The organism is Pseudomonas caricapapayae, from assembly GCF_001400735.1.
Classification (GTDB): domain Bacteria; phylum Pseudomonadota; class Gammaproteobacteria; order Pseudomonadales; family Pseudomonadaceae; genus Aquipseudomonas; species Aquipseudomonas caricapapayae.
Genome location: NZ_LJPW01000157.1, coordinates 68,376 through 81,274, shown reverse-complemented (window position 1 = coordinate 81,274; position 12,899 = coordinate 68,376). Strand labels below are relative to the sequence as shown.

The following is a 12,899-nucleotide window of genomic DNA, read 5'->3' as shown; positions in this document are numbered from 1 at the left end:
GCAGCGGCGCTATTCATTCAGGCCATCAGAAACGCGCGTGCGTCACGTGCCTGGGAAATGAAGCCGCGAGTGACGTCACAGAATGCTGGTTCATCAAGCGATGCCAGCTCGCGCTGGGCGCACAGACGCACATCACCCTGATCGACGGCAAACCAGCAACCGTGCAGGCGGGCAACGTCGAAGTTCAGGCTCAACAGGCGCTGCAGATCGGCAGCGCGTTCCGGAGAGCGGCCCACTCGACAGTGAAAGATGACCATCTCGCTGTGCTCGGGTAATTCAATGATTGCAGCTTCGTTGTTCTGGCCGTCATACAAGGCACAGACGCCATTCTGCAGTACCAGTGAGGTGCCGAGCTGCGCACCCAGAGAGTGAATGAAACGGCTGAAATCGGGTTTCGGGGTTTTCATCTTCATAGTCCTTTAAGGGTAAAGCGATGTGAATCAGCCGGGCAGCAGACATCTGCAGTCTGCGCCCGGCATCGCGATCAACGCGGGGCGAGCAAGCCTTCCTCCAGCGCCCTCAACTGATCATCGTCGAGCGGCACGGAAGGTGCCGGTCGTTGCACTGTAGGCGGTGGTGGGTAGGCTTCGGCCACGGTCTCTTCGACAGGCCGGCTCGCCTCGGACGGTTTGGCTGGCGCAAGCGCAGCGCGTGCTGACGACACGCCGTTCAGCACACCTTCCTCTACGACCCGTACGGTATCCACCGCCATCTGGGTCGGCAGTTGCAACGCGCCTCGTGCCACGTGATAAGCACTTTCCAGGGCTCTGGGGATGCCGCTCAATGTGCTTGGCTGGAATGTATGTGGCAGTGACGCCCTGTTCGGGTGCCGGATGTTGTTCAAGGCTGTTTCAGTACGCTCCAGCATGGGCGTTGCACCGCCCATGCCCGCATCTTTCAACGCTTTGGCTTCAGCGGTGACCGATTGGTTGGTGTACAGCGTGGACAGGTAGGACACAGACCCCGTCGCCGCCAGGGCCATGTTGCGCAGGATATTGCCCGCACTGAGCGTGCCGCTTGATCCTGCGGCTTGAGTGGTCACAGGTGGCAGTGCCGAAGTCAGTGCCGAGCTCTGGATACCCGATAGCGCCTTGCTGTAGAACGTGGTGCGTACCGACGGCTCGCGCAGGTCCATACCCTTGGCCAGATCTTTTTTCAGTTCGCTCTTGGCTCGGTCCGGTGTGAAGACCGGGATTTCGCGCCCCTGCGGATCGACATACGTCGACTTCAACTGCAGGAGTGTTTGCGAACTGGCAGACACCGCGCCGCCGAACCCGGATGCCAGAGCCCTGGCACTCAGCGTCTGACCATTGATCTGATGTAGATCGTTGAGCATCTGACGTACGGCCTGAGACCCGCCAAAAGCGCTGTAAGCCATCAGTTCACCCACGGGATGAGTGGATGAACCCTGCACTTTTTTCTGGTTGAAGACCGCCCGTTCGCCCTTGACGAACGCCTTGTCCTGAGTGATTTCCTCAGGTGTTTTTCTGACCAGCTCACCGTGTTCACTTTTCAGCTCAAAAGGGTCCGGAATGACCGAGTTGGTATCGACAGCCTTGAGTGGAACCATGTTCAGGCGTTCGTTGAAGCCCGTCTTCTGCAAGGCGGCCTGAAACATCGGTTTTACCACGCTGTTGACCGTCTCGTGGGCAATGCCCGCCACCATTCCGGTTATTGCAGCCTTGAGCATGCTGGCGTCACTGCTGGTCTCGGGTACAGCCTCTCGTAGCTTGTCGCTGGTAGACAAACGCACATAACCCAGGTGCGTCATCGAGGACAGGAACTGCGGAACCGCAGCCGCGACAATAGGCCCTGCCCCTTTCCAGCCGCCCACCGAGTTACGCGCAGTGACAAGATCACTGACAACGGTGTCCAGTTGGGTATGTGCAGCGACCGAAGCAAGGCGTTTGGCCTCTGGCGATTTGACGAAATCGGCGTGCAGATCGGTCAGCGTGGCTTTGGCATCAACCAGCGCTTGCCGGTCAGCGTGCAGGGCCTCCTTGTCGCCTTCCTCAGCACCTTGCAGCCTGACATCCAGCGCAGTGATGTGCTCGTCCAGCGAATCGATGCTTTTACTCAGCCCTTCTCCGATTGCCTTGCTTGCACGGCCTGCGTATTCACCAAGAGCAGCCTGACTGGCAGCCAGAGCCGCTCGGTCCTCGCTCGCGTTCTGGCCTGCGGGAACAGGCGCAGAAGTGCTCCAGTTGATCGGCAACCGATTGAGCAAAGCCCTTGATCAGTTTCCCGACTTCGGCCTTGTCGGGTGCCTGACCCGGCTGCGCAAACCTGCTCAGCAACTGCTGCACATCAGAACCCTGAAACTGCTTCAGCTGATATCGCTCAGGGGAAAGCCTTTCAGCCATGACTTCGAAAGGCAGTTGTTCAGCCTGCAGCAAGCTGCCGATCAACAATGCGGCACGCGAGCTGATCATCGGCGCGCCGCTGACCGGAGCCGTCGCCTGCTCCGCCCTGAATGCCTGCAAAAGCGTCGTATGCCGCGCAGCAACATTCAACCGCGCAGCGCCGGCAGCCGAGCTTTCTGCCGCATGCGGTGCCGACTGAGTGGCAGTCAGCGGCGGGTTCATGCCTGGCGTCACCGCATTCGGGTGAGCTGTCTGGGCGGGAGCAGTAACGCTTTGCTGGTTTATCGGGGTGAGCTCGACACTGCCTGATCCACCAACACGCGAACCGATCATTGGAACCTCCCCGGAACCGCCAGGCTCTCGCGTTTGAGCACAGGTGCAACAGACTTGTCTGTCGCGGAGGCCGTCGTTGCGGATGGCCCGATGAAAGCATGATCACGCCATTCTTTCGCCAGCTCGGCAAACGACTTCATCAACAGCAGAACACCTTCGGCGGATGCTCGTTCCAGGCCCACCGAGCCCATCAGCAGCACCCGGCCGGTCTGGGCATTCCAGGAAAAAACCGGGCTATGGGCGCCTGAAAACATATGAAAATTGATGTCCATCAGTGCCAGCAAGGCGGCGTCACGGTTGCGCGTGGGCAACGTGCCCATGTCACCGTAGATCAGGACCGCACGGCCCTCGTCGCGATCCAGATACTGAAGAGTGAAGTCCACTTCACTGATTTTGAAATTGGCAGACTCGTAGAAACGTTCAGGCGTGGAGATAAGGCTGAGTGCGCAAATTTCGTTGATCAAGGTGTGGTACGGGTCATTGTTGTTCATTTCACGGCCTCTGAGAGCGATATCAAGCCACACCGTTTCTCTGCCGGTGTGTGCGGACTGAGTCGAAGGCAAAGGCGTTCTGGTTCCTTCCATTCGTCAAGCAATCCACAAGGCGCATTGAAAACACCCGATCCGATTCAGGCGAAACGGGAACCCATCACCTCGCGTTACCACTCACTTCGAGCAACATCAAGGCGAAGTCCTCGTCGACTTATAGAACTGACAGGGACGCGGCGACCGATACGGGTAAATCCGGAATACGACGCTGGTTCATATGTCCACCCCATCGAGGTAAAGCACCATGAGCATCGGTATCAATCCCACGCCCTACCAACCCTCACCCGCCCAGCTGGATTTTTCCGCGCTGAGCGGAAAAAGTCCGCAACAAAACACGTTGGGCGAGCAGAACACTCAGCAAGCCGTAGACCCGGGTGCCCTGCTGTTCAGCAGCGACAGTCAGAAGGACGTCAATTTCGGGCAACCCGACAATACCGTGCAAAATCCGCAGGACAGCAGCAAGACAGACGATAGCCAGTCCAATATCGTCAAGTTGCTCAGCGCGTTGATCATGTCGCTGCTGCAGATGCTGATGAATCCGAATAAAAAACAGAATGCCGATCAGGAACAGAACGATAGCCAGACCCCGTTTCAGAACAATGGCGGGCTCGGCACTCCCTCGAGCACCGATAGCGGGGGCGGTACACCGGATGCAGCAGGCGGCGGAGGCGGCGGCGGTGATGCGCCAGCAGCGACTGGCGGCGGTGGAGGCAGCACGCCAGACGCAACTGGCGGCGGTGGAGGCAGTACGCCAGATGCAACTGGCGGCGGTGGAGGCAGTACACCAGACGCAACTGGCGGTGGCGGTGCGCCGACTACTTCAGGCAACGGAACAGGAGGCGGCGATAGCACCTCGCCTCAGATCACGCCACAACTGGCCAACCCCGGTCACACCGGCGGTACTGGTCAGGTTTCAGGCACCGCAGGCTCTAACGACGACGCCGGCAAGGTCAACGTCGTGAAAGACACCATCCATGTCGGTGCCGGTCAGGTCTACGACGGGCACGGCGCGACCTACACCGCCGACAAGTCGATGGGTAACGGAGATCAGGCGGAAAATCAGAAACCCATGTTCGAACTGGCTGAAGGTGCCGTGCTGAAGAATGTGAACCTGGGTGAAAACGAAGTTGACGGTATCCACGTCAAGGCCGCTGACGACAGGAAAGTCACTATTGATAACGTGCACGCCCAGAACGTCGGTGAGGACATGATCACTGTCAAAGGCGAGGGAGGCGCAAAAGTTACCAATCTGGACATCAAGAACAGCAGTGCTGAAGGCGCAGATGACAAGGTGGTCCAGCTCAATGCCAATACCCACCTGAGCGTCAAAGGTTTCAACGCCGATGATTTCGGTACGATGGTCCGTACCAACGGGGGCAAACAGTTTGACGATATGAGCATCGAGCTGAATGACATAGAGGCCAACCACGGCAAGTTCGCGCTTGTCAAAAGCGACAGCGAAAACCTGAAACTGGCCACCGGCAACATCGCCATGACCGACGTCAAGCATGCCTACGATAAAACCAAGGCCTCTACCCAACACACAGAGATTTGAGTCCGCACACCTCAACCCCAAAAAAGAGGGGGCGAACTCTGCGAGTACGCCCCCTCTTGCTGACTAAGTGCCGCTTACAGGTTGTTTACGACCGCCCAGGCTGAAAAGGGGTTTCGCTCGGGGAAAATGCCGCAACACCGCCCTCTTCGATATCGGCTTCACGCACAGGCCGACGACGCAGGTTATCGACCGTATTGCGCAAGGTGGCTCCGGTAGCGGTGATTGCCTCCCCGCCTTTGTCCTTGACTGTTTTCGCCAGTTTGACGGTCTGATCCGCAACGTAGCCTGTCGCATTGGAGGTTGTCGATTTCACCGTGTCCTGAAGGAACGATTCGGCTTTTTTCACGACCGGATCGGTGGCCACCGCAGCCGTTGTCCATCCGGCGAAAACGCCTGCCGAACCAGCCAGATTGGTCAGTTGACTGACCGCTGCCTTGGTCGCCGGATCAGTAATGTTCCTGGTCGCCATTTCCTGCAGCTTGCCGACCCCGGCAAAACCGCCCGCCAGTGCCAGACCGTTTTGTGCCAGGCTGGTTGCCGAGACAAGACTTCTTACCGCTTTAAGGCCATCGGTCGCGATGTCCAGCGGCAAGCCTGCGACCCGCTTGCCAGCATTCAGCGCAGCACCCGAGTAGCTGGCCGACTGGATCTCCCGATACGCAGTAAACCAGTCGTTTTCTGCGCTCAGGTCAGCTTTGGGCTCTTTGTCCTTCAAACCGAGCACAAATGCACCACCACGCAAGTGATCGCGCGACTGTACGCTGAGCATACGGTTGCCAAAGCCTGCGTTGGCGGCCAGACCGCCCGCCGCCGAGACACCGATGTCGACAGCGCCCTGCACGGCAGGCCGGGACGCCAGCGCAGGCGCCAGCACGGTGCGTACTGCGTTACGCGCAGTGTATGTCTGAACAGCGATCCCCATGTCCACCGCTTGCCGGGCTACGCCGGGAGAATGTCGTTTTACCGACGCGGCCATCGCATCGTGAAGCTTCTCCGGTGCAGTGCTCAGATAATGAAGGTCGCCTGTAGCACGGTTCATGACGCCAGTACCGACTTGATCCATAGCCCCCGACAGCGCTCCGGAAATAAGCGGTGCCAATGGTTTGAGCGGCGTCGGCAGCCAGTCGCCCTTGTTGATGGCAGGCTGCATGTACTGCAGCACCGAAGCCGCTGCGAAAGGCGTCGCGCGCAAGGCGCTGGAGGACAGGGTCGCCATACGGTCGAGCTTTTCAGCCTTGGCAAAGGTTTCGGCAATGGTTGCCCGGGTCTCTCCCTCGTTGCTTAGACGTCTCGCGCGAGCATCGATAAGCGCATCGATTTGCGCGTTATGCGCGTGAATCGCGCTCTGATCACCCGCCGAATCGGTCAACGGAAGCTTGTGTGCAGCAAACACATGGTCTTTCAGGTAATCGATAATAGGTTGCGGGTCGTCCTGCGAGGTCGAACTGACAGACCGTACGGAGCCGGAAGCAAGAGACTCCGGCGCGGACCGAAAGCTCTCACTTTCAATCTCGAGTGGTTGAAGACTGGGTCGATTAGTAATGGTCGGGTGCATGGAAAATCCCTCTCTGTCGGCGGAAGTTCAAGTAGCAACGCGCTGAGACGGGCTTGTCCGGGACGGCTTTCTTGCGAAGGCAAGGCATTGGCATATCGATCCCACAGCGCAGAAGTTGCGACCGTCCGGGCATCCGTCAGTTGGGCGGGATCGATAAGGCTGTGTGGTCCTTGATGGGTTGACGGTTCCACAAGTGGCCCGTGTGCACCCCGCTGACGCTGTCGAAAGAGGAATTAAGCGAGTTTTAAGGCAGCCCACGTAAGTTCGCGGCATAGCGTTTCACTGAACATGTGAAGCCATTTTCCAATCCAGCAAGGGAGTGCCGCAATGCCTGGTCTTTTCGAAAAAAAATGGCGGTGCATCAGCAGAACCGTGACCTACGTCGGCTGGTCGCTGTTCTGGCTTCTGCTGTGGGACCTGGCCGTGACCATGGATGTCATGCTGATCGAAGGCAAAGGCATCGATTTCCCGCTCATGCCACTGACATTGCTATGCTCGGCGCTTATCGTGCTGATCAGTTTTCGCAACTCGAGTGCCTACAATCGCTGGTGGGAAGCGCGCACCCTGTGGGGCGCAATGGTCAACAGCTCGCGCAGCTACGGTCGTCAGGTGCTGACTCTGATTGAAGGTAACGCCGATGAGCGTGACAACCCCGTGAAAGAAGTGCTGTTTCGTCGCCATGTGGCCTACCTTCGGGCACTGCGGGCTCACCTCAAAGGTGACGTCAGCAGCGCACAGCTCAACGGTCTGTTGTCGGATTCCGAAATTCGTCAGGCGTCCGACAGCAACAACTTCCCCAACGACATTCTTGGCGGCTCTGCCGCACTTCTTTCGCAGGAGTTTGCGGCAGGACGAATCGACAGCATCCGGCTGGCCCGACTGGAGTCGACAATGGTCGAGTTGTCCAACTGCCAGGGCGGCATGGAGCGAATTGCCAATACGCCTTTGCCCTACCCGTATGTCTATTTTCCAAGGCTGTTCAGCACCCTGTTCTGCATCATCATGCCATTGAGTATGGTGACGACTCTGGGCTGGTTCACCCCGGCAATATCCACTGTGGTCGGTTGCCTGCTGCTGGCAATGGACCGTATCGGCACAGACCTGCAGGCACCTTTCGGCAGCAGCCAGCACCGGATTCGTATGGAAGACCTGTGCAACACCATCGAAAAAAACCTGCATTCGATGTTCCGTGCACCGGAAAGACAAGCGTTGTCGACAGACGCGTCAGGCCAGGAGGGTGGCGCCTGGCAGTCGCATCGGCTAGCCGTCTGAAGATCGTCTGACTACCGTGCCAATGCTGCGCATTGGCCGGTAGTTCCTGAAGCTGCGCGGCACATCTCCAATCTGCTTCGCTATGCAAACGTACAAGCACGGTGGCTTAAAACACAAACCCCTGCCCCAGCTCACCTTCCATCCATTCGAGGAATCTTCTGACTCTGGGGAAACTGGAATGGGCTTTGGGAAACACCAGATGATGCGCCGCGACCGGGGCGGTCAACGCTTGTGGGGCAACTTCGAGCAGTTCTCCAGTGGCGAGGTACTTCTGCGCCAGCAACGTACTTTCCAGGGCAAACCCAAGCCCGTGGCTGGCTGCTTCGAGGGTCATGTATGAGCGATCAAAACTCAGCGCGTAAGGCTTTTCCGGGCGAGCCAGACCATGCCGGGCAAACCATTCGGGCCATTTCAATAAAGTGGCTTCGGAAAGAATCAGCTCGCGGTCGAGCAGGTCAGCGGCGCAGGCAACCGGGCGTCGCGCCAGCAAGGCCGGAGACGCCAGCACCGCGAACTTCTCGTCGCGCAGAGTGCGAACTTCATAACTCGGCCAGTTTGGCCTGCCATGCCGAATATCGACATCGATCTTGTCCCGGCTGAAATGCAGCGATTCATAAGAACACGACAGGTTGATCTGGATATCCGGATGGCTTACCCGAAACGCTTCCAGCCTCGGCATCAGCCAGAGCAGCCCGAAACTGGGTGCGGAATGCAGGCGCAGACAATCGAGGCTGACATCGCTGGCGGCCCGCTCGGTGGCGACGGCAAGGCTGTGCAGCACGCCCGAGACATCTTTCAGGTACTGCTCGCCGACCGGCGTGAGCGTGACCCCGCGCGCGGCCCGGACGAAGAGCTGGCGGCCAATCAAGGCCTCCAGTCTGGCCAACTGGTGGCTGACTGCCGACGGCGTGAGGTCCAGCACTTCGGCGGCTCTGGCCAGATTGCCGAAGCGGGCGGTCTGCTCGAAGGCCTGAAGCGCTTTCAGCGGTGGCAGGCTAAAGGGGGCATCGTCATCAGGCCGCATCAGCGCTCCGGTGTGTGCGATTGTCCGGGTTTGGTGCATTCAACCATTCACACGCACGATTGACGAGAGGTGAATTTTTTTCAGCATCCAGTGATTTTTGCAGCATTGCTCAGCAGCCGTGTCCGGAACACTCTGAATCGTCGATCACCTGAATCGAACCCATAAAAATAATTCAGAGGTATCCCTCATGCTTCTTCACGGCAAAATCGCAATTGTCACCGGCGCTGCCTCGGCGCGTGGTATCGGCCGCGCAACCGCAGTCACGTTCGCTCAGCATGGCGCGCGGGTCGTTATCATCGATCTCGATGAGTCCGCCGCACGTGATGCCGCTGCTGCGCTGGGCGAAGGTCACCTTGGAGTGTCTGCCAACGTCGCTGACGAGAAACAGGTTCACGCGGCCGTCGCCAAAGTCATCGAGCACTATGGTCGCATCGATATCCTGGTCAATAACGCCGGCATCACTCAGCCCATCAAGACCCTCGACATCCGCCCTTGCGATTATGACAAGGTCCTCGACGTCAGCCTGCGCGGCACCTTGCTCATGTCGCAAGCTGTGATCCCGAGCATGCGCGCCCAATCCTGCGGCAGTATCGTTTGCATGTCTTCGGTTTCCGCTCAGCGCGGCGGAGGCATTTTCGGTGGCCCTCACTACAGCGCAGCGAAAGCGGGCGTGCTGGGTCTGGGCAAGGCGATGGCACGGGAGTTCGGCCCGGATCAGGTACGTGTCAACTCTATTGCCCCCGGCCTTATCCACACCGATATCACCGGCGGCCTGATGCAGGATGAGCGACGTCACGCGATCATCGACGGTATTCCGCTGGGCCGTCTGGGCGCAGCGCAGGATGTGGCCAATGCGGCGCTGTTTCTGGCCAGCGACCTGTCGTCCTATCTCACCGGTATCACGCTGGATGTGAACGGCGGCATGCTGATTCACTGACCGCGCGTGAACGGGCCGACAATCTGCCCGTGTTTGTTCTGGATCTACGATATGCCAGGCGCTCGCCTAGCGGTCTATAAAAACAAGAGATCAGACCATCATGATAACCACCATGACGCTCGACGCGGTTTCGACCACGCGCGCAAACGCCTACCGCAAGACCGCCTGGCGACTGATGCCGTTCCTGATGCTGTGCTATCTGTGCGCCTATCTGGACCGTGTCAACGTCGGCTTCGCCAAGCTGCAGATGATGAACGACCTGGCCTTCAGCGAAACCGTCTACGGCCTCGGCGCCGGAATGTTTTTCATCGGTTATTTCCTTTGTGAAGTGCCCAGCAACCTGATCCTCCACCGGGTCGGTGCAAGGCGCTGGATCGCCCGTATCATGATCTCCTGGGGCATCATTTCTGCTCTGTTCGCCTTTGTCGAAACAGCCTGGCAGTTCTATACCCTGCGCTTTCTGCTCGGGGTGGCGGAAGCCGGTCTGGCACCCGGCCTGCTGCTTTACCTGACGTACTGGTTTCCTTCCTACCGCCGTGCGCGCATGACGGTGCTGTGGTTCATCGCCATTCCGCTGTCCGGCATGATCGGCGGTCCGCTGTCGGGATACATCATGACCCGCTTCGCAGGCGTTCATGGCTGGGCCGGCTGGCAATGGATGTTCGTCCTCGAAGCCATCCCCACGGTCATCGTCGGGTTGCTGGTGCTGAGCTATCTGAAGGACGGCGTGCATCAGGCGACCTGGCTTTCGGATCAGGAAAAGGACCTGGTGCACAAGGAACTGGAGGAAGACAACAGCCAGAAAGTCGTACATGCCTCGATCGGCGCATTTATTCGCGACCGTCGGCTGTGGCTGCTGGCCTGCATCTATTTCTGCGTGGTAATGGGCCAGTATGCGATCACGTTCTGGCTTCCGACGCTGATTCGCAATGCGGGCGTTTCCGACCCGCTGCATATCGGCCTGATGACCAGCCTTCCTTACGTGTGCGCCATCGTCGTGATGGTGTTGATGGGGCGCAGCGGCGACAAGCATCGCGAGCGCAGATGGCACCTGGTCGGCCCGATGATCGCAGGCGCGCTGGGGCTGAGTCTGGCCGCGCTGTTCGGCGGCAATCTGCTGCTGTCAGTGCTGAGTCTGTGCCTTGCCGCAGCGGGCATTCTTTCTGCGTCGTCGATGTTCTGGATGCTGCCCACCACCTTGCTGGGTGGCGTGTCGGCCGCCGCCGGGATCGCCGGAATCAACAGCTTCGCCAACCTCGCCGGTTTCTGCTCACCCTATCTGATCGGCTGGATCACCACCACGACCGGCTCAAGCGCGATCGGCATGTACCTGATCACGGGCGTGCTGTTCATCGGCGCCTGGCTGGTGCTGCGCATCCCTGCCGCCTCGGTCAATCGTTGAGTCAACGGAGTAACAAGCATGACAGCCACTACGTTATCCAACCCTTCCACCTCGCTGGCGCAGCGTGCCCACAACATCCGCCGCCACGCGTTGCGCATGGGCCAGGTTCAGGGCCAGGGTTATGTCGGACAGGCACTGGGGGCCGCAGACCTGCTCGCGGTTTCCTACTTTCACGCCATGCGCTACAAGCCCCAAGACCCTGAATGGGAGCAGCGCGACCGCTTTTATCTGTCGATCGGCCATTACGCCATCGCTCTGTATGCAGCCCTGATCGAAGCCGACATCATCCCTCTCGACGAACTGGAAACCTACGGCTCGGATGACAGCCGCCTGCCCATGTCGGGAATGGCCACGTATACGCCGGGAATGGAAATAACCGGGGGTTCTCTGGGTCATGGTCTGGGCATTGCGGTGGGTGCCTGTCTGGGCCTGAAGCGCAAGGCTTCCAGATCTTTCGTCTACAACTTGCTGTCGGACGGCGAACTGAACGAAGGCTCGACCTGGGAAGCGGCCATGTCGGCCTCGCACTGGAAGCTGGATAACCTGATCGCGATCATCGATGTGAACAACCAGCAGGCCGATGGCCACTCCAGCGAAGTGCTGGCTTTCGAACCCATCGTGGATCGCTGGCAGGCGTTTGGCTGGTTTACCCAGCGGGTCGACGGCAACGATCTGGACGCGCTGGTCGAAGCGTTCGACAACGCTCGCCAGCACACCGGCACGCAGCCAAGAGTCATCATTTGCGACACAAAAATGGGCAAGGGCGTGACGTTTCTGGAAACCCGTGAAAAGACCCATTTCATCCGTGTGGACGAACATGAATGGGACGTCGCCCTGAACAACCTCGACGAGGGGAAATCCGTATGAGTTCGACCCACGACAATTCGACATCGGCAGCCGCTCCTGCGAAGAAAAAGCTGACCACCTCGGCGATGATTGCTTCCATCGCTTCAGAAGGCCAGGCCACCCGCCCGGCACCGTTCGGCCACGCGCTGGCTGCGCTGGCAGAGCAACGGCAGGATATCGTCGGGCTCTCGGCTGACCTGTCGAAATACACTGACCTGCATATTTTCGCCAAAGCGCATCCTGAACGCTTCAACCAGATGGGCATGGCCGAGCAGTTGCTGATGAGTGCGGCTGCGGGCATGGCTCGGGAAGGCTTCGTGCCATTCGCCACCACTTATGCGGTATTTGCTTCGCGGCGCGCCTATGACTTCATTTGTATGGCAATTGCCGAAGACAACCTCAACGTCAAAATCGTCTGCGGCCTGCCAGGCCTGACGACTGGCTACGGCCCCAGCCACCAGGCAACGGATGACCTGGCAATCTTTCGCGCCATGCCCAACCTGATGATCGTCGATCCATGCGATGCGCTTGAAATCGAACAGGCTGTGCCGGCCATTGCCGCGCATCAGGGGCCGGTATACATGCGCTTGCTGCGCGGTAACGTGCCGCTGGTGCTGGACGAATACGGCTACACGTTCGAGATCGGCAAGGCCAAAACGTTACGTACGGGTAACGATGTGCTGATCATCTCCACCGGCCTGATGACCATGCGCGCACTGGAAGCAGCCAGGGAACTGCAGGCCGACGGTGTCGATGTTGCGGTGCTGCATGTACCTACCATCAAACCGCTGGACGAACAGACTATCCTGGCCGAGGCCAGAAAACCGGGCCGCCTCGTGGTGACCGCCGAAAACCATTCGATCATCGGCGGGCTGGGCGAGGCAGTGGCCACCGTGCTGCTGCGCAATGGCGTTACGCCAACATTCAGGCAGATCGCGCTGCCGGACGCGTTTCTCGATGCGGGGGCTTTGCCTACACTGCATGATCGTTATGGCATTTCCACACCTGCAGTCTGTGCGCAAATCAAGGCGTGGCTCTAGGTTCTGAGACGCGCAGGGCCATCA

10 protein-coding genes and 1 pseudogene are annotated in these 12,899 nt (G+C 59.1%); 6 read left to right on the top strand and 5 right to left on the bottom strand.

Annotation, left to right across the window (positions count from 1 at the left end; all coding sequences use genetic code 11):
- Positions 1 to 17: 17 nt before the first annotated feature.
- The 3 genes and pseudogenes from ALO80_RS24075 to ALO80_RS24065 form a co-directional block, all read right to left on the bottom strand.
- A complete protein-coding gene (locus tag ALO80_RS24075; protein WP_055010796.1) occupies positions 18 to 407 on the bottom strand; it encodes a type III secretion system chaperone in 390 nt (129 codons plus the stop codon).
- Between the two features lie 77 nt (positions 408 to 484).
- Positions 485 to 2,696 (bottom strand): annotated as a pseudogene (locus ALO80_RS24070) (restriction endonuclease).
- Positions 2,693 to 3,187 (bottom strand): CesT family type III secretion system chaperone, encoded by a 495-nt coding sequence (locus ALO80_RS24065; protein WP_055010820.1) that lies wholly within the window; start codon positions 3,185 to 3,187, stop codon positions 2,693 to 2,695. Before ALO80_RS24065 ends, ALO80_RS24070 begins: the two are co-directional and overlap by 4 nt.
- A gap of 301 nt (positions 3,188 to 3,488) precedes the next feature.
- On the opposite strand from ALO80_RS24065, the gene ALO80_RS24060 reads away from it, so the two are divergent.
- Positions 3,489 to 4,799: a pectate lyase gene (locus tag ALO80_RS24060; protein WP_055010795.1), complete on the top strand. Its 1,311-nt coding sequence runs from the start codon at positions 3,489 to 3,491 to the stop codon at positions 4,797 to 4,799.
- Positions 4,800 to 4,884: 85 nt separating this feature from the next.
- Here the strand turns inward: ALO80_RS24060 and ALO80_RS24055 are convergent, their stop codons facing one another.
- A complete protein-coding gene (locus tag ALO80_RS24055) occupies positions 4,885 to 6,354 on the bottom strand; it encodes a hypothetical protein (RefSeq protein WP_055010794.1) in 1,470 nt (489 codons plus the stop codon).
- Between the two features lie 327 nt (positions 6,355 to 6,681).
- Between ALO80_RS24055 and ALO80_RS24050 the strand changes: the two genes are divergently transcribed.
- Positions 6,682 to 7,626 (top strand): bestrophin family protein, encoded by a 945-nt coding sequence (locus ALO80_RS24050; RefSeq protein ID WP_055010793.1) that lies wholly within the window; start codon positions 6,682 to 6,684, stop codon positions 7,624 to 7,626.
- 106 nt (positions 7,627 to 7,732) lie between these two features.
- On the opposite strand, the gene ALO80_RS24045 is transcribed toward ALO80_RS24050, so the two are convergent.
- Positions 7,733 to 8,650: a LysR substrate-binding domain-containing protein gene (locus ALO80_RS24045; RefSeq protein ID WP_055010792.1), complete on the bottom strand. Its 918-nt coding sequence runs from the start codon at positions 8,648 to 8,650 to the stop codon at positions 7,733 to 7,735.
- Between the two features lie 187 nt (positions 8,651 to 8,837).
- Here ALO80_RS24045 and ALO80_RS24040 point away from each other — a divergent pair, with 187 nt between their 5' ends.
- The 4 genes from ALO80_RS24040 to ALO80_RS24025 all read left to right on the top strand — a co-directional run bounded on the left by ALO80_RS24040 (position 8,838) and on the right by ALO80_RS24025 (position 12,875).
- Entirely contained in the window at positions 8,838 to 9,587 is a 750-nt protein-coding gene (locus tag ALO80_RS24040; RefSeq protein ID WP_054985848.1) for an SDR family NAD(P)-dependent oxidoreductase, read from the top strand.
- Between the two features lie 100 nt (positions 9,588 to 9,687).
- Positions 9,688 to 10,989, top strand: coding sequence for an MFS transporter (locus ALO80_RS24035; protein ID WP_055005275.1), 1,302 nt, complete (start codon positions 9,688 to 9,690; stop codon positions 10,987 to 10,989).
- An 18-nt stretch (positions 10,990 to 11,007) separates the two neighbouring features.
- The gene (locus ALO80_RS24030) at positions 11,008 to 11,856 is read left to right on the top strand and encodes a transketolase (protein ID WP_055010791.1); all 849 of its coding nucleotides are present in this window, start codon (positions 11,008 to 11,010) and stop codon (positions 11,854 to 11,856) included.
- Positions 11,853 to 12,875, top strand: a complete 1,023-nt coding sequence (locus ALO80_RS24025) for a transketolase family protein (RefSeq protein WP_055010790.1) — start codon at positions 11,853 to 11,855, stop codon at positions 12,873 to 12,875. The genes ALO80_RS24030 and ALO80_RS24025 overlap by 4 nt, the downstream gene beginning before the upstream one ends.
- Positions 12,876 to 12,899 lie beyond the last annotated feature (24 nt).

Coding starts and splice junctions, on each gene's coding strand:
- ALO80_RS24045 (WP_055010792.1), bottom strand. CDS start 8,650: ATGCGGCCTGATGACGATGCCCCCTTTAGCCTGCCACCGCTGAAAGCG.
- ALO80_RS24030 (WP_055010791.1), top strand. CDS start 11,008: ATGACAGCCACTACGTTATCCAACCCTTCCACCTCGCTGGCGCAGCGT.
- ALO80_RS24025 (WP_055010790.1), top strand. CDS start 11,853: ATGAGTTCGACCCACGACAATTCGACATCGGCAGCCGCTCCTGCGAAG.
- ALO80_RS24040 (WP_054985848.1), top strand. CDS start 8,838: ATGCTTCTTCACGGCAAAATCGCAATTGTCACCGGCGCTGCCTCGGCG.
- ALO80_RS24065 (WP_055010820.1), bottom strand. CDS start 3,187: ATGAACAACAATGACCCGTACCACACCTTGATCAACGAAATTTGCGCA.
- ALO80_RS24035 (WP_055005275.1), top strand. CDS start 9,688: ATGATAACCACCATGACGCTCGACGCGGTTTCGACCACGCGCGCAAAC.
- ALO80_RS24050 (WP_055010793.1), top strand. CDS start 6,682: ATGCCTGGTCTTTTCGAAAAAAAATGGCGGTGCATCAGCAGAACCGTG.
- ALO80_RS24055 (WP_055010794.1), bottom strand. CDS start 6,354: ATGCACCCGACCATTACTAATCGACCCAGTCTTCAACCACTCGAGATT.
- ALO80_RS24060 (WP_055010795.1), top strand. CDS start 3,489: ATGAGCATCGGTATCAATCCCACGCCCTACCAACCCTCACCCGCCCAG.
- ALO80_RS24075 (WP_055010796.1), bottom strand. CDS start 407: ATGAAAACCCCGAAACCCGATTTCAGCCGTTTCATTCACTCTCTGGGT.